22 protein-coding genes are annotated in these 18,415 nt (G+C 43.9%); 13 read left to right on the top strand and 9 right to left on the bottom strand.

Translation table 11 applies throughout. The features are described 5' to 3' along the window. A partial coding sequence (locus tag JGK11_RS32985; protein ID WP_366054117.1) for a hypothetical protein occupies positions 1 to 57 on the bottom strand: 57 nt, incomplete at its 3' end. A 222-nt stretch (positions 58 to 279) separates the two neighbouring features. On the opposite strand from JGK11_RS32985, the gene JGK11_RS29475 reads away from it, so the two are divergent. From JGK11_RS29475 to JGK11_RS29430, 10 genes are all read left to right on the top strand, one after another. Beyond that, positions 280 to 1,101, top strand: a complete 822-nt coding sequence (locus tag JGK11_RS29475) for an A24 family peptidase (RefSeq protein ID WP_293198908.1) — start codon at positions 280 to 282, stop codon at positions 1,099 to 1,101. A gap of 255 nt (positions 1,102 to 1,356) precedes the next feature. Further along, entirely contained in the window at positions 1,357 to 2,682 is a 1,326-nt protein-coding gene (locus tag JGK11_RS29470) for a transposase (RefSeq protein WP_293198909.1), read from the top strand. 24 nt (positions 2,683 to 2,706) lie between these two features. Continuing rightward, positions 2,707 to 2,919, top strand: a complete 213-nt coding sequence (locus JGK11_RS29465) for a hypothetical protein (RefSeq protein ID WP_293186213.1) — start codon at positions 2,707 to 2,709, stop codon at positions 2,917 to 2,919. A 297-nt stretch (positions 2,920 to 3,216) separates the two neighbouring features. After that, entirely contained in the window at positions 3,217 to 4,170 is a 954-nt protein-coding gene (gene accD / locus JGK11_RS29460) for an acetyl-CoA carboxylase, carboxyltransferase subunit beta (protein WP_293186211.1), read from the top strand. 205 nt (positions 4,171 to 4,375) lie between these two features. Continuing rightward, complete coding sequence (locus JGK11_RS29455; protein WP_293198911.1) at positions 4,376 to 4,501, top strand: hypothetical protein; 126 nt, start codon at positions 4,376 to 4,378, stop codon at positions 4,499 to 4,501. A 453-nt stretch (positions 4,502 to 4,954) separates the two neighbouring features. Then, complete coding sequence (locus JGK11_RS29450; RefSeq protein WP_293156461.1) at positions 4,955 to 5,146, top strand: translation initiation factor IF-2; 192 nt, start codon at positions 4,955 to 4,957, stop codon at positions 5,144 to 5,146. Positions 5,147 to 5,295: 149 nt separating this feature from the next. Continuing rightward, the gene (gene psbV, locus JGK11_RS29445) at positions 5,296 to 5,784 is read left to right on the top strand and encodes a photosystem II cytochrome c-550 (protein WP_293186209.1); all 489 of its coding nucleotides are present in this window, start codon (positions 5,296 to 5,298) and stop codon (positions 5,782 to 5,784) included. 248 nt (positions 5,785 to 6,032) lie between these two features. Beyond that, positions 6,033 to 6,533, top strand: a complete 501-nt coding sequence (psbV2, locus tag JGK11_RS29440; RefSeq protein ID WP_293186207.1) for a photosystem II cytochrome PsbV2 — start codon at positions 6,033 to 6,035, stop codon at positions 6,531 to 6,533. Positions 6,534 to 6,663: 130 nt separating this feature from the next. Further along, complete coding sequence (gene petJ, locus JGK11_RS29435) at positions 6,664 to 7,002, top strand: cytochrome c6 PetJ (RefSeq protein ID WP_293186205.1); 339 nt, start codon at positions 6,664 to 6,666, stop codon at positions 7,000 to 7,002. A 595-nt stretch (positions 7,003 to 7,597) separates the two neighbouring features. Continuing rightward, positions 7,598 to 8,617: a CHAD domain-containing protein gene (locus tag JGK11_RS29430; protein WP_293213995.1), complete on the top strand. Its 1,020-nt coding sequence runs from the start codon at positions 7,598 to 7,600 to the stop codon at positions 8,615 to 8,617. Between the two features lie 188 nt (positions 8,618 to 8,805). On the opposite strand, the gene JGK11_RS29425 is transcribed toward JGK11_RS29430, so the two are convergent. Genes JGK11_RS29425 through JGK11_RS29420 form a run of 3 tightly spaced genes read right to left on the bottom strand, consistent with a single transcriptional unit; the run spans position 8,806 to position 9,531 of the window. Continuing rightward, on the bottom strand, positions 8,806 to 9,147 hold the full coding sequence (locus tag JGK11_RS29425; protein WP_293198913.1) for a helix-turn-helix transcriptional regulator: 342 nt from the start codon (positions 9,145 to 9,147) through the stop codon (positions 8,806 to 8,808). Between the two features lie 43 nt (positions 9,148 to 9,190). After that, positions 9,191 to 9,364: a type II toxin-antitoxin system RelE/ParE family toxin gene (locus tag JGK11_RS32980; RefSeq protein WP_363319256.1), complete on the bottom strand. Its 174-nt coding sequence runs from the start codon at positions 9,362 to 9,364 to the stop codon at positions 9,191 to 9,193. Beyond that, positions 9,289 to 9,531, bottom strand: a complete 243-nt coding sequence (locus JGK11_RS29420) for a hypothetical protein (protein WP_293213993.1) — start codon at positions 9,529 to 9,531, stop codon at positions 9,289 to 9,291. Before JGK11_RS29420 ends, JGK11_RS32980 begins: the two co-directional genes overlap by 76 nt. A 287-nt stretch (positions 9,532 to 9,818) precedes the next feature. Here JGK11_RS29420 and JGK11_RS29415 point away from each other — a divergent pair, with 287 nt between their 5' ends. Beyond that, complete coding sequence (locus JGK11_RS29415; RefSeq protein ID WP_293198915.1) at positions 9,819 to 9,956, top strand: hypothetical protein; 138 nt, start codon at positions 9,819 to 9,821, stop codon at positions 9,954 to 9,956. Between the two features lie 36 nt (positions 9,957 to 9,992). Here the strand turns inward: JGK11_RS29415 and ruvC are convergent, their stop codons facing one another. The 3 genes from ruvC to JGK11_RS29400 form a co-directional block, all read right to left on the bottom strand. Further along, positions 9,993 to 10,526, bottom strand: coding sequence for a crossover junction endodeoxyribonuclease RuvC (ruvC, locus tag JGK11_RS29410; RefSeq protein WP_293186193.1), 534 nt, complete (start codon positions 10,524 to 10,526; stop codon positions 9,993 to 9,995). 324 nt (positions 10,527 to 10,850) lie between these two features. Further along, on the bottom strand, positions 10,851 to 11,450 hold the full coding sequence (locus JGK11_RS29405; RefSeq protein ID WP_293192672.1) for a glutathione S-transferase family protein: 600 nt from the start codon (positions 11,448 to 11,450) through the stop codon (positions 10,851 to 10,853). 230 nt (positions 11,451 to 11,680) lie between these two features. Continuing rightward, the gene (locus tag JGK11_RS29400; protein WP_293213990.1) at positions 11,681 to 13,147 is read right to left on the bottom strand and encodes a PLP-dependent aminotransferase family protein; all 1,467 of its coding nucleotides are present in this window, start codon (positions 13,145 to 13,147) and stop codon (positions 11,681 to 11,683) included. A gap of 557 nt (positions 13,148 to 13,704) precedes the next feature. Here JGK11_RS29400 and JGK11_RS29395 point away from each other — a divergent pair. Beyond that, positions 13,705 to 13,944, top strand: a complete 240-nt coding sequence (locus JGK11_RS29395) for a hypothetical protein (RefSeq protein ID WP_293186188.1) — start codon at positions 13,705 to 13,707, stop codon at positions 13,942 to 13,944. Positions 13,945 to 14,263: 319 nt separating this feature from the next. Next, the gene (locus JGK11_RS29390) at positions 14,264 to 15,172 is read left to right on the top strand and encodes a DMT family transporter (protein WP_293186187.1); all 909 of its coding nucleotides are present in this window, start codon (positions 14,264 to 14,266) and stop codon (positions 15,170 to 15,172) included. Between the two features lie 85 nt (positions 15,173 to 15,257). On the opposite strand, the gene JGK11_RS29385 is transcribed toward JGK11_RS29390, so the two are convergent. Together JGK11_RS29385 and JGK11_RS29380 are read right to left on the bottom strand one after the other, a co-directional pair. After that, positions 15,258 to 16,226, bottom strand: coding sequence for a glycosyltransferase family 2 protein (locus JGK11_RS29385; protein ID WP_293186186.1), 969 nt, complete (start codon positions 16,224 to 16,226; stop codon positions 15,258 to 15,260). A 55-nt stretch (positions 16,227 to 16,281) separates the two neighbouring features. Then, positions 16,282 to 18,219 carry a hypothetical protein gene (locus JGK11_RS29380; RefSeq protein WP_293186185.1) on the bottom strand — a complete coding sequence of 646 codons (1,938 nt, stop codon included), beginning with the start codon at positions 18,217 to 18,219 and terminating at the stop codon, positions 16,282 to 16,284. Positions 18,220 to 18,415: the final 196 nt, after the last annotated feature.

Raw genomic sequence — 18,415 nt, 5'->3', positions numbered from 1 at the left:
TTGGTAATTGGTAATTGGTAATTGGTAATTGGTAATTGGTAATTGGTAATTGGTAATTGGTAATTGGTAATTGGTAATTGGTAATTGGTAATTGGTAACAGCTTAAAATAATAACACATCGCACAATTGGAAAAATCAGGTTCGTAGTGAGGACTTTAGTCCGCATCAAAATCAGAGAATTTGGATTAGTTACTACAAAGATGATTAGTAATTTACAGGACACAATTTAACAAATAACAACTAATAAATCCCGACATTCAACAGTCAACAGACAACTTAATGGAAATAATATTTAATTCCCTTGTCACCGCGATCGTCTTTGTCATCGGCTCAGCGATCGGCAGCTTTCTAAATGTGGTAATCTATCGGTTGCCTGCGGGTTTGTCGGTGATACATCCTCCTTCTCGCTGTCCCAAATGTTTAAATCAACTCAGAACTTACGAAAATATACCCGTGTTCGGTTGGCTGTGGCTGCGGGGACGCTGCAATCACTGTCGCAGTCGGATTTCTGCCCGCTATCCCCTGGTGGAAGCAGCTATGGGTTTACTGTTTTTGCTGATCTATTGGCGGTTTGGGGTAAGCGTCCAAACGCTGGGGTTTTGGACTTTGTTTAGCTGGCTGTTGGCTTTGTCTTTGATAGACTGCGATACAATGACTTTGCCTAATGCTTTGACTCGATCGGGTTTGATACTCGGATTGGTTTTCCAAATCGCCAAGGGTTGGTGGCCGACATTTAGCCCGATCGACTCCGTGCACTATCTGGTACTAGACGGAATTTTGGGAGCAGTTGTCGGATTGTGGCTGTTTGACGCGATCGGACTTGCAGGATCGATCGGCTTCGGGCAGACTGCTATGGGTGGCGGCGATACCAAATTAGCAGCCTTGATGGGAGCTTGGCTGGGCTGGAAACTCTTGCTGCTAGCGACATTTATCGCTTGTTTAGCCGGGGCTTTGGTTGGTGGTGGGGCGATCGCGATCGGATTGCTCGATCGTCGTCAACCCATGCCCTTCGGCCCGTTTCTGGCTCTCGGTGCAGCCATTACAGCTCTCTGGGGCGAACCGATCTTATCTATTTACTTGCAGTTCTTTTTCCCGAATTAGGGTTTGCGATCTACGGTTAGGGAGCGCGATCGAACATAATATCAGTTCAACTAAATCAGCAGGAGTCCCGCGCTCTACTTCCAGGTGAGCGTCGGGAGGAATGCGCGTGAGTGAAGAGATCCGCCCCAAACCAAATCGGTAGCTTTAGAAATCGGAGGGTTCGGGGCGGTCGACTCGCTGTACAAATTATTTCTGCCACACCACTTGCTTTTGCCGTATTCACGAGATACAATATTTTCAGAGTTAGTGAAAGTAATGCCTCAAATAATCACCGCCAAGTTAAAACTCAACCTGAATGCCGAGCAAAAAGCTTTGGTGTCTCAGATTGCTTTAGCCTACCGAGATGCTTTGAACTATACTTCACAAGTCGCTTTTGATACGGGTAAAACCAGTAACGGTCTGAAGTTGCAAAAAGCCGTCTACAACGAGTTGCGAGTTCGTTTTGGACTCGGTGCTCAGATGGCTTGCAACGTACCCAGACAAGTGTCTGGAACCTACAAAACTCTTTGGACTAAGGTAAAACAATCTAACGATGCTATTGCCAAAGGTTATACCAAGAGACGGTACAAAGGGTTGGACAAACCCCCTAAATACATTTCTCGAACCTGTACCTTAAATTATCAGCGGGACTACTCTTTTAAAGCCGAACAGCAAGTGAGTATTATCACGCTGCAAGGTAGAATAGTAGTCCCGTATGATGGCTACAACAAGCATCTAGATTTGATTGCCAATGGTGCCAAGATTGGGGCAGCCAAAATCGTCTATCAGCGTTCTTCTAAGACTTACTACTTAATGGTAAGTATTGAAGTAGAAGTACCTGAAATTAACCCACTAAAAATAACCAGAGTTTCTGGTGTTGATGTGGGTATGCGCTACTTAGCAGTAGAAACAGACTTACAAAACAAGTCGAAATTCTACTCAGGAAAAGACCCGAGACACAAAGCCAACCGTTATCACAAAGCCAGACCAACTCTTCAGCGTAAAGGCACTCGTTCGGCCAAGCGCAGACTAATCGCTTTGTCAGGAAGAGAAAGACGGTTTATCGCTGACGTGAACCACCAAATTAGCAAGGAAATTGCCAAGCCTAACAGCCTGATTGGACTAGAAAACTTGACCGGAATTAGGGATAGAACTAAGTCTAAATCCGGGAAAAAGACTAGCAAGAAGCAGCGTAGATCTAATAGAAATAAGGCGAAATGGTCCTTTGCCGAATTGCACGGCTATATTGACTACAAAGCCCATCTAAATGGTTCGTTAGCAACTAAAGTTCCGGCAAATTATACATCGAAGAGTTGTCCTAAATGTGGACATACTTCGGATGCTAATAGACCTAACAAAGGGCTATTGTTTCGCTGTGAATGCTGTGGTCACGAGTTACACGCTGATTTGGTTGGTGCACGAAACATTGCAATGAGAGCGTTGCTTGTCCGGCAAGACTGGATGAGTACGGGGAGCTTGTCAGCATCCCCTAATGTATCGGGCAGTGAAACTAAAGCTGAGATTCTATCTAGGTTTTCGGAATTGCGGTGGAGTTCAGATACAAGCCCACATCATAGCGGTACCCCGCTTGATGATGGGTAGTTGACAAATTGGTAAAATTATCCCGTGTCTTGGATTACACTCAAAACCACTAGCTTTCGTTGGGAAGCCGAATTAATGCAGCAGCTCCTGGCGGCTCATCAAATCCCGGCTCGAATTGTAGACTTGGGTATAGCATCTTATTTTGGGGCTGGAAGTGCTACAGCTTTGCAAGTTCTTCCCCAACACCAGCGCACTGCGTCGCTGCTCATCAGTCCTGTTGAAGATGAGCCAGAATAAGAGTGATTAGTTATTAGTCATTAGTCATTAGTCATTAGTCAATAGTCAATAGTAGATAATTGATATCTTTGAGACGAGCATCGGAATAATAACCTTCAGAGTACAGCGCGAGCGTCCAGCAGGGGGAACGCGAGACATTCGTAGTTCAGCGCGATCGGGCAGTCTATAGTATAATTCCTCTGTAGTGCGGACTTGATATTATGACAAATGGCAATTCCCAATTACCAATTACCAATTCCCAATTCCCAATTACCAATTCCCAATTACCAACTACCAATTACCAATTCCTAAGTTTTAATGTCTCTATTTGATTGGTTTGCAAATCGACGAAAATCAGTACCGAATTCCCAAGAACGGCCGGAACGAGAAATTGCGGACGGACTTTGGAATAAATGCACAGCTTGCGATGCCCTTAGCTATACCAAAGACCTGCGAGCAAATCAAATGGTTTGCTTGGAATGCGGGCATCATATCAGAGTTTACAGTGACGATCGCATCGAGCAGTTGATCGACCCCAATACCTGGGTGCCCCTTAACGGAGGTCTGCACGCCACCGATCCGCTGAAATTTCGCGATCGCAAAAAGTATAGCGATCGACTGCGAGAATTTCAAGAAAAAACAGGCCACCTAGACGCAGTAGAAACAGGCATCGGCAAAATCGAAAATTTGCCCGTTGCCCTCGGAGTCATGGAATTTCAGTTCATCGGCGGCAGCATGGGCTCAGTTGTCGGAGAAAAACTGACTCGCCTCATCGAACACGCCACGCGGGAACGCTTACCCGTACTCATTGTCTGCGCTTCCGGCGGTGCGAGAATGCAGGAAGGAATGCTCAGCCTGATGCAAATGGCTAAAATTTCCGGGGCTCTAGAGCGTCACCGGGAAGCGAGACTGCTTTACATCCCAATTTTGACCCACCCGACCACCGGGGGCGTCACCGCCAGTTTTGCCATGTTAGGAGACATTATAATTGCAGAGCCAAAAGCTACTGTAGCCTTTACGGGCGGCCGGGTAATCGAGCAAACTCTGCGCGAAAAGCTGCCGGAAAATTATCAAACTTCCGAATACTCTTTCGCCCACGGTTTTGTAGACTTGATCGTACCCCGAACTCAATTAAAGAAAACTCTGGCTGGACTCATCAGCCTCCACCAGCCCCAGCCTTTCTTGGCAGACTCGGAATTCCCCGCCCACGATGCTACCGAAAGCCACCACGCTGTGGCGACACCGACTCACGCTTTCAAGCTTTCTCCCTAAGCTGCTGCGCCGGATGACTCCTGTGGCGAACCGATCAAAATTTTCGACCAAAGTTCAAGCCCCATAAGACACCTGTGGAGTAAATCTCAAATCGAAAAATGGAAAATCGCCCCGTCTGTTGGTGAGTCCGCCAAAGACGAAAATGTCAGAGGAATTCCCCAAAAACCGTGGTTTCTACGAAAAACATGAAGTTTGGTAGCGAGAAATGCACGCAGATACGGGGTTTTTAGTCCTGCGCGCCCAAGTCCTATTGATAATAAAGACGCGGCAATGGGATGATATTGGTTGGAAGTTGATGGAGTGGGAAGCTTGGCTGAGCAAAAATGCTTAGTGTTAATTAGTGATTAGTTAGCTGGCGATCGCACAAAATCTCAGAACAAACTATCAGGTCAGGAACTCAGGGAATCAACGCCACTGAGCTTGTAAGAAATTACAAGCTGTTCTGACCAGACCCCTCGATCGCGAGGAGACGTTATTCAGGTCACGACACCGGAGAATGCGACGCCAGTTTTCCGCTCTGTCATCTGCAATTAAACAGGAACATTACCCGAAAGGGATTCGGAGACAACCATATCTCCACAGAGGGGCAACCATACCCCTCTAACCCCGAAAGGGGATTCAAGGCGGTTGAAACCGCGCCCGTCGTTTTCCTCTCAGGTCTAAAGACTCTGAGTTTCCCACTTACCGAATATTTTTTATGACAGCTAACAGCGCTTTGTTAAATTGTCCAGCTTTCATTCAACAGCAGTCAACTCAATTCTGATCCGTCAGCGACCTGAAAATTATGGGTTTTGCAGACCTGTCCATCGCAGAAATAGCAGAAGACTTCAACGTCCCTGTTGAAGACGTGCTCCGCTTGTGTGATGAGCTGGAAATTGCCTACAAACACCCTCAAACCCGTTTGGCTTTGGAAGATGTTAAGGCAATTATGTCCGCTCTCGAAAAAAGGCGCGACTCAAAACGAATTGCAGATTAGATCGATCGCAAAATTCCTCTACCTTTAAAGGTATGGCTGCACAAACTTTCGCCAGTTGTCACCAAAGAAAGGAATTTTGAACAGAAATCTGTTTGCCAGCTATACTCTCTTAGCGTTCAATAATTTGCCGGATTTTTTTAAGGAGAACCATGCTTAAAAGATATTTCATTGCTCTGACCGCTGTATTCTTGACATTTCAGTTATTTGTCAGCAGCGCGATGGCTGTCGAACTGAGTGCTGAGCTTCGCACTGTAACTTTAAATGACAAGGGCACTCCAGTAGTGCTGAGCCTCAAACAAGTCCAGCAAGGCAAACGCCAGTTCCAAAATACTTGCGCTCAATGTCACGCTTCCGGCATGACAAAAACTGACCCCAACCTCAATTTGAGTCCCGAAACTCTAGCTTTGGCCAACCCACCCCGCAATAATATTGAGTCGCTGGTGGACTATATGAAAAATCCCACGACTTATGACGGGTTTCAAGAAATTTCGGAACTGCATCCGAGCATGAAGAGTGCCGATATTTTCGCTGAGATGAGAAATCTCTCCGATGAAGATTTGTACGCGATTGCCGGTCACATTCTGTTGCAGCCGAAAATTATCTCCCGCCAGTGGGCTGGTGGCAAAGGCGCTCGTTAATTAGTTTGAAATTTGAGATTTTGGATTTTGGATTGAGAGGGGCTGGGATTTGGCAAGGATTGCTGGCTCGCCGTTTTTCTATCGAAAATCTGAAATCTCAAATTTACTTCTAGTTGATTGATTCTCCCCAGTCGAACTCGCTGACTTGAGCTAGCGGACTGGTTGATACTGACGAAAGTCAGAGCGCAACAAAAAAAATTCGATTGTACGAGCAAATGTTAGTGGATTATTGACTTTTCTACGCCTTTATGATGCATCGTGGTGTTTTTCTCTGCTTTCTGTTGGGGATGTTAATTATTTTGCCGCTCCTGCTGCTGGCTCCTCAACCTGTTTTGGCTGCTGGCGATTCTTATGTAACTCGCTATTTGAAAGTTAGCGAACCTGTACCACTGGAATTGGACACGGAGGGACACACTCGGTTGTTTTCAGCTCAGGATTTGTCTGTCGGCAAGGTTTTGTTCGAGCAAAATTGCATGAATTGCCACGTCGGAGGAGCAACTTTGCCCGATCCGATGATCTCTCTGTCTTTGGCAGATCTCCAGGGGGCAACGCCTCCTCGCAGCAACATCAATGGTTTGGTGTCATATCTGAGAGAGCCGATGACTTATGACGGCAGTGAGGAAACTTTTTGGTGCCGCCAAGTACCCGAAAGCTGGATGCCACAGACTGAGGTTGAAAATTTGGCTGCTTTTGTGATCCGGGCGGCTCAGAAAGCTCCAGGCTGGGGCGTGGATAATTTTGAGAGTTGAACTGCCACTGCCAAAAAGTGGTAAATTACTCGGGAGAAAGCAATCGTGCGTGTAGTCGCGATCGCGCCTGTTAAAACAGGTAAAATAACTAAAGAATCACCCTTTGTCTGTCCATTAGAGGAGAACTGCGTTGAAAAGACTCTTATCGATCGCCTTGTTAGCGTTCACAATTTTCACTTTCGGCTTCGGCAGCCCTGCTCTGGCTGGAGATGCTGTTAAAGGATCTAAAATCTTCAGCAACAACTGTTCTGCTTGTCACATCGGTGGCGGGAACGTCGTTATGGCAATGAAAACCTTGAAAAAAGGCGCTCTTGAGAAGTATGGCATGAATTCTATCGAAGCTATTACGACTCAGGTAACTAAGGGCAAAAATGCTATGCCTGCTTTTGGTGGCCGCTTGAAGCCAGACCAAATCGAGGATGTAGCAACCTACGTGCTCGAACAATCTGAGAAAGACTGGAAAGGCTAAACTGCCTCTTTGAAGTCGGACAACCTGGGCGGACTTGATTTAATTTAAAACTTGTCTTCCCGATCGCACCCTCTCTCTCCCTTTGGTAAATAAATCTCGGTTTGCAGCGATCTTAACCTATTTGGGAAAGCCCGCCACAAATCAGATTTTTATTAGCCCAAGGGCGGGGGAGGGAATTTTATTTTAGATTTTAAATTTTAGATTTTAGATTGAAGATTTTTTAGATTTTAGATTGAAGATTTTATATAGCTGATTTTGTATAAATTGTCAAGCACATGACATTAATATTTCTTACGAATGGGGACAAGAAACCCCCTTTACGATCTCAGAGACGTAGGGTGCGTCGCTACGAAGAATTCTCGCCCTCCACCGGGCTGCCAGTCAACGACGCACCCTACAATTTATAACGGGGATGAATAACCCGGATTTGGTATTACTAAATGCTGACTTTGGATAAATTGTCAAGCACTTTACATTAAGATTTATTATTGCTGTGGTTCATCAATGAAAAGTGTGTGCTAGGATTTAAAACCTTATTAGAAAAGCCTTGAAATCAAAATTAAAGTCGATCGCGAAAGTGGACTCTACATCAACCATGAACGTAAAAACATCAGCAAAAGTTAAAAATCAAGTCAAAACTCTCGGAGACGCAGCCTCTGGTGCGATCGAGAAATATTTCCGCAAAGCAGTAGAGCACGAGGCTGAAGTTCTCAAAGACAAAGATGCAGAAGAACTTCATCAAATGCGAGTCGGAATGCGGCGTTTGCGATCGGCTGTAACGGGTTTTGCTCCGGTTTTAGACTTGCCAAAAGCAGCTTCTGAACGCAAAATTGGTAAGGTGGGGCGGATTCTGGGAACGCTCAGAGATTTGGATGTGATGCTCGAAAGTCTCCAAAACCGCTATTACCCGAATTTGCCGACTGACGAACAGGAAGTTTTGGATGAGGCTTTGTTGAGTTTGCTCAAACAGCGCCGTCGGGCTTTGAAACGGGTGAGGGCTGTTTTGGAACACAAAAGTTACCAGTCGCTGAAAGAGTCGATCGAGAATTGGGTAGAAAAACCGCAGTTTCGGGCGATCGAACATTTGCCAATTGCTGAGGTTTTGCCGGATTTGCTGTTACCTCAAGTCAGCGAATTTTTCCTGCATCCGGCTTGGCTGCTGGGCACCGAATATCAGGATGGCAAAGTTAAAGTTGCTGATGATTTGACTGCTGAGGCTGTGGAAGAAAAGCTAGCAGCGGAGGGAACAATTCTGCACGATTTGCGGAAGCAAGCTAAGCGGGTTCGCTATTTGATGAATCTGTTTGGCGATTTTTACGGCCCGACTTATGAAGCTTATGTCGAAGATGTAAAAGCTGTTCAGGAATGTTTGGGCGATATTCAAGACTGTGAAGTTTTAGGGGAGTTTCTGACAGATTTTGTCGATCGCGATTTGCAAAAAGAGTTGCCGAAACTGGCTGGTTTGTTCGCAGAAAAACGCTACGGGGCTTGGCAAAAATGGCAGGTTTTGCAGCGCAAGTATTTGAAATCGGAAATTAGGCAAGATTTGCGATCGACCTTAATTCATCCTGTGGTTGATGATGCTGCTAAGGTGCATTCGCCGCACCAAAAGTAGGTTTTTTGCGTGCAGACAGCAGGGATTAGAAGCCGGACACGGCATTACCGTGTCCCTACAAATATGACCTAAAATAACAGATATTCGTAGGGAAACGGCACTGCCGTGTCCTTCATCGTGTAACTCAAGAAAGGGCGATCGCTCTTGCGGATAGGGAAAAGAAAGGGCGATCGAACTTGAATGCTAACTCAGTTAAGAGGAGATATCTGTGAGGAAGCACTGTTAAGGATTACCTCAGCAATGTCTTGACGTGTAGCACCAAAGGTGAGCAAAGTGCGAACAAGAAGATCGAGGGAAGCGGAAGGATCGCCAGATTCCATTTTAGCAACCCTTGACTGGCTAGACTTAATTCTTTGGGCAAGCTCGTGCTGCGTCATCTGTTGGCTAATCCGGTTTTGCTTGATGGCTTTACTAAGTGCAAGTTTCATTTCGATGAATGCTGTTTCTTCTGGCGAAAGTCCGAGAAATTCCTCTACAGTGCCAATAGTCCATCCGGCTGCTTCTAAGCGTTGGCGTTTAGCTCGATCCATAAAAATACCTTCCCGATATCAATTCAAATTAGGTCGTATTGTTTCAGTCATATTGTTTCAATCGTTTTTTACATTTTTCTATTATAAATTTCGGTGTTTTATTTGTGGTTTTGTTAAAGACATCTAAGAGAATAATAGCATCTACATCAATTCGATAAATGATGCGCCAATCCTTGCTTTGCTTGTCTCTGAATCGCTTATACGCAGCTCGTGACAAAGCTCTCCGATGCTTGGCATAGGACGAGATAATGGCATGGATAGGTTTTCGCCATCCTGTAGCTTTCGGAGCAGAAATCCGGCTTGAATACGCGCATCAGTAGAAAAGGGGGGTGTTTTTACTTCACCACTAAGCCAGACAATGGGTTTACTTTCTGCATCTACCATCTATAGTTTAGGTTGTTTTAGATTAAATGTCAAATCAGACATAGTGGCAATATACCCGATATCATCAAAGATTGTCAAAGCCGTAAAAATCGCCTATAGTGTTGGATCGACATAGTTAGGAATACTCAAAAAAAGAGCGATCGCACTTTAGTCAAGAAAGGGCGATCGCCCGATTTGCCAAAATAATGATTAGAGTGAAAACTAAGTAAGCATCGTAAAAAATATGCCTCATATCTTTACAAAAATGTATCTTTACAAAAATCGTTTATTGGGGAAAAGATATTTATGTGGCAGAATGCCCTGAAGTGGGAACAGCTAGCCCGGGTGAAACTATTGAAGAAGCGATCGCCAATCTGAAAGAAGCAACAGAACTCTATTTAGACGAATTCTCTTCATGTCAGATTTGTTATTTCCTACCTTCCTAGCATACCTGGGATTGTATTGCTTTGCAAGCTCTTAAATCAAATTTTTCCAGTTTCCAAGGGTATTTTTTTCGGACAAATATCATCATCGTACCAACCAGTCAAAGCCACCGCCAAAGCATCTGCCGCATCATCAGGTTTCGGAATATAACCCAACTCCAACTCCCGCGCCACAGCCTCTTGCACTTCCGATTTATCAGCATTGCCGCGGCCAGTCAAAGCTTGCTTAATTTGAGCAGGCGTAAACTCAAACAGCGGCACTCCGCACTGAGCCAATACTAGCGTCAAAACGCCCCGTGCTTGGGCTACAAGTATGGTATTTCCCATTTTGTAAAAAAACAGTTTTTCGGCAATTGCCAAATCTGGTTTTACCTCGTCAATTACCGTATGCAAATCTTCGTAAATTGTTTTTAGGCGCTGTCCCATTTCCTGCTTGGGCGTTGTTTTTATCACGCCACAATCAATTAGGGAAACGCTATTCTCGTCTTGTTTACCGGGGATAATATGACAAGAAATTGCGCCGTAGCCAAGATTTGCCAAGCCCGGATCTAATCCTAAAATTCTTGTCTTCATTCACAATTATTTATTTTTTGTCTCGTGTTAAACCCGATTAATTACACCCGAAAACCTTGCGTAAAGATTCTCGGTTTCAATTATTATATCCTTCAATATAAAGTCCGGCAATCTGTTTAAATTATACAACAAAATTCTTGATTGCGACGATAGTTTTATGCTTTTATTGGACAATATATTGGATTAATATAATACGATCAATGATAGTATTCACAATTTTACTTCTTTATTTAAATACTACAAAGCAAAAATAAGCGTCGATTCATAGGAGACTTTATGGCATTATACTTACATTGTAATGCCAGAATGCAGCCGACTGCAATCTTAATCTGTAATGCTAATATATCGAGGCTGATTCTTGATTCGCTCTATCCAAGTTTTAATTGCCGGAAACCCCGTCAAATCAAATCCGCCTTCGGCAGCAACGTGAGTGTAAGCAAATAAACCGATGTCAGCAATAGAATAGCGATCGCCCACAAAAAACTCATTTTTTTCTAAATGCTGTTCCATCACCCCCAAAGCAGCATAACCCGGTGCTTGTTTCTGTTGCAGTGCTGCTTGATATTCCTCAGCTTTCCCTGTCAAATACCAAAAACGAGAAGTTGCAATAAAAGGTTCGTGACTGTACTGTTCAAAAAACAACCACTGCATGACTTGAGCGCGTTCAAATTTATCGCTGGGGAAAAACTCAGTTTCTTCGCTCAAGTAAAACATAATTGCATTCGATTCAAAGAGAAATTTACCCGGTACAATCTCTAAAACCGGAATGCGGCCATTGGGATTTTTGACCAAAAATTCGGGTGTGCGACTTTCTTTTTGGAGAATATTAATTTCTGTGCGATCGAAGGGAATATTGAGCTGAGTTAAGAGCAAGCGAACTTTATAGCAATTGCCTGAGGGCGAATATTCGTAGAGTTTGAACATAAGTATTCTTGTTTTGAACTAACCGCAGATTAGACAGACGAAGAGAAGCATAAAAAAGAAAGAGAGAGAGATTAATATATCCGACAAGGATTGCGATATATAGCCTTTCTCAGAAAGATGAGGTATGATTATAAATGGAGTTTTTGATGCGACCTCGCTTACTATATAATAAATATAAGAGGGCTGAAGCCCAACAACGTACCTTACTTTTTTGAGAACCGCTATATCATTCATACTGCTTTCAAGCTTGATATCATATGTCGCTGGAGTAACTTACCAACAATAGCGATACCCCGTTCAATTTCTTCAGGCAAAAGAGAGAAATTCAATCGCATTGCTGGATAGCCTTTGCGATCGGGGAAAAATGCTGTACCGCAAGCAATCAAAATACCCTGAGATAAAGCCTCTTGACAAATTTTTTGCACTGACAGGCAATTCGGTAAATGCACCCATAAAAACAATCCACCTTCAGGCACTGTCCAACTTGCTTCCTGGGGAAAGTAACGCTCCAAAGCTTGCAGCATGGCATTTCGACTCTGCAAGTTTTGCATCCGAATCTGATTCAAATGTCGGCGGTAATGACCGGAAGCCAGATATTCACTAACTATAGCCTGAGAAATAGTTGATACGTGAAAATCGTGCAATAATTTTTGTCTCATAATCGCCTGATAGTTGACATCTGGAACGATAATCCAACCAACTCGCAGACCTGGGATTAGAGTTTTGGAGAAAGTCCCAATATATGTTACCAGGTTTTGCTGGTCAAAGGCTTTGATAGGCGGAGGAACAGGCTGAAAATTTAGTCCTTCGTAAGCGTTATCTTCTAAAATGGCACATTCATATTGACTGGCTAATGCTAATAACTGCTGGCGATGAGTTTGAGAAGTTGTCAGCCCAGTAGGATTGTGCAGCGTGCTGATCGTGTAAATTAATTTAGGGCGGTGAGTCTGGAGACAAGATTCTAGGATAGCTAAATTCATCCCTTCGACCGTCATGGGAATGCCGACAATTTTAGCTCCTATATCTTCTAAAATAGCAAGTGCTCCGTGATAAGTTGGTGCTTCTACAATTACCCGATCGCCAGCTTGGACATAGTGACGCATCGCTAAAGACAATCCCTGCTGAGATCCGTTAGTCAGAATCAATTGTTCTGGAGCAATATCGAGTCCTTGTTGCACCAACATTTGAGCAATTTGTTGCTGCAAAATCGGCTGTCCCCCAGGAAAACCGTATCTGAAGAGTGTATCTCCGGCTTCGGTGACGGCTCGTCTGGCGATTTTTTGCAAGTCTTGCAATCCCCAAGGACGGGGAAAACCCGAGCTAAAGTCAGTAATTCCTGTTTGCGATTGTACCTGAATTGAAGCCAAGAAGCGATCGCAAAAACCGCCTCCATCTTTGTCTGGGACGATCGCATCTTGAAGCGACGGAAAAGCCGTTCCCAGTCTCGGCGTGGGCACTGTTTGATGGCTGACAAAGTATCCTGAGCCTTGGCGAGCATAAATCAAGCTATCTGCTTCTAAAACGCTGTAAGCTTCAATGACTGTCAATCGGGCCACTTGCAAGGTGTTAGCTAGCGATCGAATTGAAGGCAAGCGTTGTCCAGGTGGTAATGTCCCAGACTGGATCAGTCGTCTGAGGCGATCGCGAATCTGCAAGTAAATCGGTTTGGGAGATTGTCTGTCTAGGGGTATTTTCACAGCACATATTCGCTCGTGACACTACAGGGCGATCGCAATTTTCAATTCAATGAAATACAAGACACCGCTCTGCCGTGTCCTAACCGAAAACCGCTATAGCCACACTATAAGCGATTACTCTGTCCAATGGCCCAGTACAGTTTTCAGATATTTTACCAAAACAGTTGGTGGATTGAGCAACTGTACCGATCAAAGTTTCCCAAACCGTATCTTCACAGATTCCAGTTTTTTGATTAAAGTGAATTAATACTTCTATTTGAGAGCAAAATGCTTTTGTAAAAATCGTTTTTTAGGAGTGCGAGTTTAAGAGTTCGCTTGCTCATCTAGCAAGTTGGTTGTGGGAACACAACCTTAGGGATAATTTGCAGTTTTCAAGGAACTTATAGCCCTTCTCAGATAGGTGAGGTATGTTGTTGGGCTTCAGCCCTCTTTGTCTAAGCGGTTATATAAGCTGTCAGTCATACTTCATCTTTTTGAGAAAGGCTATATTTAACCCGTTCCTAGGATATTGAGGGAAAATTTGTGACTTTTTGATTGTTAATTATCAAGGAGATGCTATGCTTCAAAGATATTCCGAATGTGCAGCGCCAGATCGCATAATCCTCATGAAAAACGAGGTGTACAGGTTGCCTCAAAATCATCAAGAAATTCAAGTCTTGTCAGGAATTGCTTGGATCACACTTGACAAACAGGACATCATCTTGCACAGTCCAGAAAAATCATCGCTTCCACCGAGCAAAAACTTTGCTGTCATCTCCGCTCTCAACAATATGCCACTGATTTTGGCAGTCTGGTAAGACAGTTGACAGTTGACAGTTGACAGTTGACAGTTGACAGTTTGAGAGCGACATCTACCCTTAAGTCCGAGTATTGGAGTAATGAATAGTCTGATTTTAAGGGAGCATCCCAATTTGGTAAAAAGCGTTTTTTACACAGTGCGAGCGTCTCGCTCGTGGCAGGGTTCGCGAGCGAGACGCTCGCACTGCTGCGATCCAAATATACTATTCTGATGCAACTGTCCGCCATCTGAAAGCAAAAATGGGATGCTCCCGATTTTAATTTCTTCTTACGCCTCTGCACTTTGTTAAAAAAACAAGTCTACTTCACAGGTAAAAAATGAAACTACACTGGAAACATCTTCAATTCGATCGAGAAACAATCGGGCTAATTTACGGTTTCCTAGGCGTAGTTGGATTCAGCTTAACACTTCCAGCAACCAGAGCCGCAGTGCAGGATTTAGACCCTATTTTTGTAGGCTTAGGACGCGGATTAGTAGCAGCTATACTAGCAGCAGTTACTTTAAAAATAACACATCAGGCTATTCCCTCTAAACGGCAATTGTGGAGTTTATTAGTTGTCGGATTGGGAGTGGTTGTCGGATTTCCGCTATTATCAGCCTGGGCAATGCAGCGAGTACCTGCCGCCCACGGTGCTGTAGTATTGGGAATCTTGCCATTGACAACAGCAATAGGGGGAGTTTTGCGATCGGGCGATCGGCCATCTTCTCGGTTTTGGGTTGCTAGTATCGCCGGAAGTTTAACCGTTGTTTGTTTTGGAATTATTAGTGGTGCAGGGCAACTCCAAACCGCAGATTTAGCTTTATTTGCATCAGTCATTGCTGCTGCTTTTGGTTATGCCGAAGGTGGGCGATTAGCTAAAACTTTAGGTGGATGGCAAGTTATCTGTTGGGCATTGATAGTTATCGCTCCCTTCGAGGTTTTGCCGACAATATTTGTGGTTTTAAAACAAGGATTAGTCGCTGCACCGACGGCGTGGTTGGGTTTTGCCTATGTGAGTTTTGTCAGTCAATTTGTAGCATTTTTTGCCTGGTATGAGGGGATGGCCATTGGCGGAGTTGCCAGGGTAGGGCAAATTCAGCTATTGCAACCATTTTTGACTATTCTGGCATCCGCTATTTTGCTTGGTGAAACTGTTAAGCCGATCGCCCTAGGCAGCGCTTGTTTAGTGGTAGCCTGCGTCGCAGCGGGTAAAAAAGCATCAATTAAGCAGGCAGCAAATTTGTGATGTGCAGGAAATTTGCGTGGGGCGCGATCGTTTAACTCATAACACAAATTAGACGATTTAGGCAAGATTCGTCAACTGTTGTTTGCTAAGATGATTTTTGTTTGTTTTGGCGATCGGCAAAACCAGCAACTTCAGCCAGCGTATAAAGTGGCCTGCCCTTCACCTCCTCATAAATCCGCCCAATATACTGGCCCAAAATCCCAATACTGACCAACTGCACCGCACCCAAAAAGAAAACCGCCATAATTATAATTGTCAAACCACTTAATGCCGCACCCGGAGAGAAAAGACGCCAGTACAAAACCAGAAAAGCCATTAAAACAGACACCAAAGCCGAAAATAAACCCAAATAAATCGACAGTTGCAAAGGAACCTTTGAAAAAGAGACTAAACCGTTCATCGCCAAAGCAAAAGATTTGCTGAAGGTATACTTAACATCGCCAGCAAAACGCGGATCTCGTTCAAACTTAACCGCAGTTTGTTTGAAACCAATCCAAGCCCGCAGTCCCCGAATGTAGCGATTGCGTTCTGGCATAGCATTGAGCACATCCACTACACACCGATCCATCAAACAAAAATCCCCCGTATCTATGGGAATATCAACATCAGCAAGATTCCGCAAAATGCGATAATACATATAAGCAGGCAACCGCTTAAACCAACCTTCTTGACGGCGTTGAGTGCGCTGAGCGTAAACAACTTGATACCCGAGACGCCACTGTTCTACCATATCTAGAATTAGCTCTGGCGGGTCTTGCAAATCGCCGTCCATGATGACTACAACTTGACCGCTAGAAAAATTTAATCCAGCAGTTACAGCTATTTGGTGACCGAAATTGCGCGCCAAACTGAGGTAACAAATTCGCGAGTCTTGTTCGTGCAATTCTCGCAAAATTTCCAGAGAGCGATCGCGGCTGCCATCATTGATTAAAATTAATTCTACAGCGCCGTCCATTCGATCCATCACAGCACTAATTCGTCGGTACAATTCTGGGAGATTTTCTTCTTCATTATAGATGGGAATTATCAAGGAATACTTAGGTATATTGTTCATCTCAGTTTGTGTTGTAAAATCTGGTGTCAACGGTTAAATCAAATAAATCAAAACTTTATTTTTTCACAAACACGCTCAGCGGCTCCATCGACCATTTTTGTGCGTAAGTTTGATTTTTGAGGACTATCTCTTTTCCTTGTTTGCCGTCATTTTTTGTAGACTGGTAAATTATCGCACAAGGGATAAAACTTTTGTAAGGTTCGGAATTTAATTTTTGCTTGACAACAGGATCGATAGTAGAAATATGTTCAATGCGAGGTGCTGGTTTTCCCGGCTCTGGAAACATCACCCACAAGGGATATTCCCAGGCATTTTTAGCCCAAAAAGAAAGTCCTATATTCGTGCAGTTTTGAGCTTTAACAAAATCTACTGCTGTATTGTAAGCAACCTCGATATTCGGGCGGCTTGTAAAGTAAAGATCGTGTCTGCTGCTATTAAAAATGTTACCATCTCCCACGAGAGGTCTAAAGTTGTTGTGAAAAACCCACGGTAGCGACATTAAAATCAGAATTGCCACCAGATAATTTGCGTTTTTATGATTTGATAATTGCGATACTACCAATCCAAATATTGGCGAAAATAATACAAATATTGACAGGTGATGGCGGCTGTGCCAAGGTTGTAATTTCAGAAGGAAGCAGATAAGTAAAAATGTCATTATTACAGCAATCAAATAAGTTATCACTATTTTTGTTTTTTGCCAAATAGGATTTTTAAGTATAAGTGTAATGCTGGCAAATATCAGCCCAAAGTGAATGGGATTGGTAGCTGTATTTTCATTAAATGAGGGTGTGGCGATCGCAAATACTTGTCCGGGAGGCCAAGTGATGCGTGCGTCGTTTGTCGCTACGCCCAGTATTCGGTGCAGCACGTTAATCACTCCGACAATCGCACCGTTAATCCGGGAAATCCTCGTACCAGCTTGCATACCTAAATTTCTAATGACATTTGACAGGAAAGTTGGCAGAGTAATTGCTTCAATTTTATATTCTTTGGTAAAACTTTCTGGCGCTCCGATCGCATAACCGAACAAATCGTAATTTCGCCAAAAGTGACCGACATTCAATACAAAAGTCACACCGGCTATTATCAAAATAGGTTGCAGCATTTTCCCCCGAAAACCTTGAATTCCTCCTACAAAAAACCAAATAATAAAAGGCAAACAAAATATATAAGCTGTCGTTTTTGTCAAGAGAGCCAGACCCAAACTCGCACCGATTTTGAAAGTATTAATCCCTGTTATTCCTGCCGAGAGTCCAGCTAAACCGCAGGAAACAAAACACACTACCCAGAAACATACAGCATAATCGTTTTGAGTGCTAGAACCCTGAAGGATACCCATCGGCAAAGTCGCAGCAAAGACTGCTGCAAAAACTTGACCCCGCCCATTTGCCCCCAGTTGCTTAGCAATTAAAGAAACTGCGATCGCACTTCCCACCATACTCAACCACTGTACCAAATTAGCAAAGCGATCGCCCCCGGTTAAAATCTGAAAGTGCATAATCGCAAACTCAGCCCCAGGCGGGTGATACAACTGCGGCACGTAAGAAGTGGGATAATGCTCGACACTGCGGTTTTGCATCCAGTGAGCAACCCGACTCATGTGATAAGTCATAGAATCCCAATTGTTAGGCGGTGCAACTACAGCAACTAAACCAACCGCAGCAAAAATAAAAAATACACCGCCTAGCAACCCGACTAATACACTAGAAAATTTCTCCTCTTGACTTTTCTCAAAAATTGGCTTGACAGGTTTAAATTTTAGATAAACCATCAAGCCGAGAATATTTGCTACCAACCACAGCCCAAACACCCACTCAAAAGTCAGCAACCTAAATAAACTCAAAATTTCAGTAGACAAAGCAACTATAACTCCCCAAACAATTGCTGCGGACAAAATAGCACTGCGCCAACACTTATCTATTTTCTGAAATATAAGCCACAAAATGCCCAGAGTCACCAATGGAATCAAGCCAAATATATTTGTTATCATAGATTTTGAGGTGGACTCTAAGACAGGGTACTCAGGGCCCGGAGGCTAAAAACCTGGTTTGTGAGTAGATTCATCGTTGTCTTTCCCCAATATTTCTACGGCTCTTCTGGAGTCAAGGTGATAAGCAAACCTAATCAGAAAAGCAAGCTAATAGCCTTGCTCGAAAGTTATCAAAGTTCATAAAGCCATAGGCTTG

The sequence above is a fragment of the Microcoleus sp. PH2017_34_RAT_O_A genome, from assembly GCF_020737885.1.
In the GTDB taxonomy this organism is placed as follows: domain Bacteria; phylum Cyanobacteriota; class Cyanobacteriia; order Cyanobacteriales; family Microcoleaceae; genus Microcoleus.
Note: the sequence above shows the minus strand (reverse complement) of the source record. Positions and strands in the feature narration are given on the sequence as shown.

Excerpts from the sequence above, each read along its gene's own strand:
- ruvC (WP_293186193.1), bottom strand. The coding sequence starts at position 10,526 with ATGAAGACAAGAATTTTAGGATTAGATCCGGGCTTGGCAAATCTTGGC.
- JGK11_RS29395 (WP_293186188.1), top strand. The coding sequence starts at position 13,705 with ATGCTTCAAAGATATTCCGAATGTGCAGCGCCAGATCGCATAATCCTC.
- JGK11_RS29390 (WP_293186187.1), top strand. The coding sequence starts at position 14,264 with ATGAAACTACACTGGAAACATCTTCAATTCGATCGAGAAACAATCGGG.
- JGK11_RS29455 (WP_293198911.1), top strand. The coding sequence starts at position 4,376 with ATGCACGCAGATACGGGGTTTTTAGTCCTGCGCGCCCAAGTCCTATTG.
- JGK11_RS29425 (WP_293198913.1), bottom strand. The coding sequence starts at position 9,147 with ATGGATCGAGCTAAACGCCAACGCTTAGAAGCAGCCGGATGGACTATT.
- JGK11_RS29420 (WP_293213993.1), bottom strand. The coding sequence starts at position 9,531 with ATGGTAGATGCAGAAAGTAAACCCATTGTCTGGCTTAGTGGTGAAGTA.
- JGK11_RS29385 (WP_293186186.1), bottom strand. The coding sequence starts at position 16,226 with ATGAACAATATACCTAAGTATTCCTTGATAATTCCCATCTATAATGAA.
- JGK11_RS29475 (WP_293198908.1), top strand. The coding sequence starts at position 280 with ATGGAAATAATATTTAATTCCCTTGTCACCGCGATCGTCTTTGTCATC.
- psbV2 (WP_293186207.1), top strand. The coding sequence starts at position 6,033 with ATGATGCATCGTGGTGTTTTTCTCTGCTTTCTGTTGGGGATGTTAATT.
- JGK11_RS29450 (WP_293156461.1), top strand. The coding sequence starts at position 4,955 with ATGGGTTTTGCAGACCTGTCCATCGCAGAAATAGCAGAAGACTTCAAC.
- psbV (WP_293186209.1), top strand. The coding sequence starts at position 5,296 with ATGCTTAAAAGATATTTCATTGCTCTGACCGCTGTATTCTTGACATTT.
- JGK11_RS29380 (WP_293186185.1), bottom strand. The coding sequence starts at position 18,219 with ATGATAACAAATATATTTGGCTTGATTCCATTGGTGACTCTGGGCATT.
- JGK11_RS29405 (WP_293192672.1), bottom strand. The coding sequence starts at position 11,450 with ATGTTCAAACTCTACGAATATTCGCCCTCAGGCAATTGCTATAAAGTT.
- JGK11_RS29470 (WP_293198909.1), top strand. The coding sequence starts at position 1,357 with ATGCCTCAAATAATCACCGCCAAGTTAAAACTCAACCTGAATGCCGAG.
- accD (WP_293186211.1), top strand. The coding sequence starts at position 3,217 with ATGTCTCTATTTGATTGGTTTGCAAATCGACGAAAATCAGTACCGAAT.
- JGK11_RS29430 (WP_293213995.1), top strand. The coding sequence starts at position 7,598 with ATGAACGTAAAAACATCAGCAAAAGTTAAAAATCAAGTCAAAACTCTC.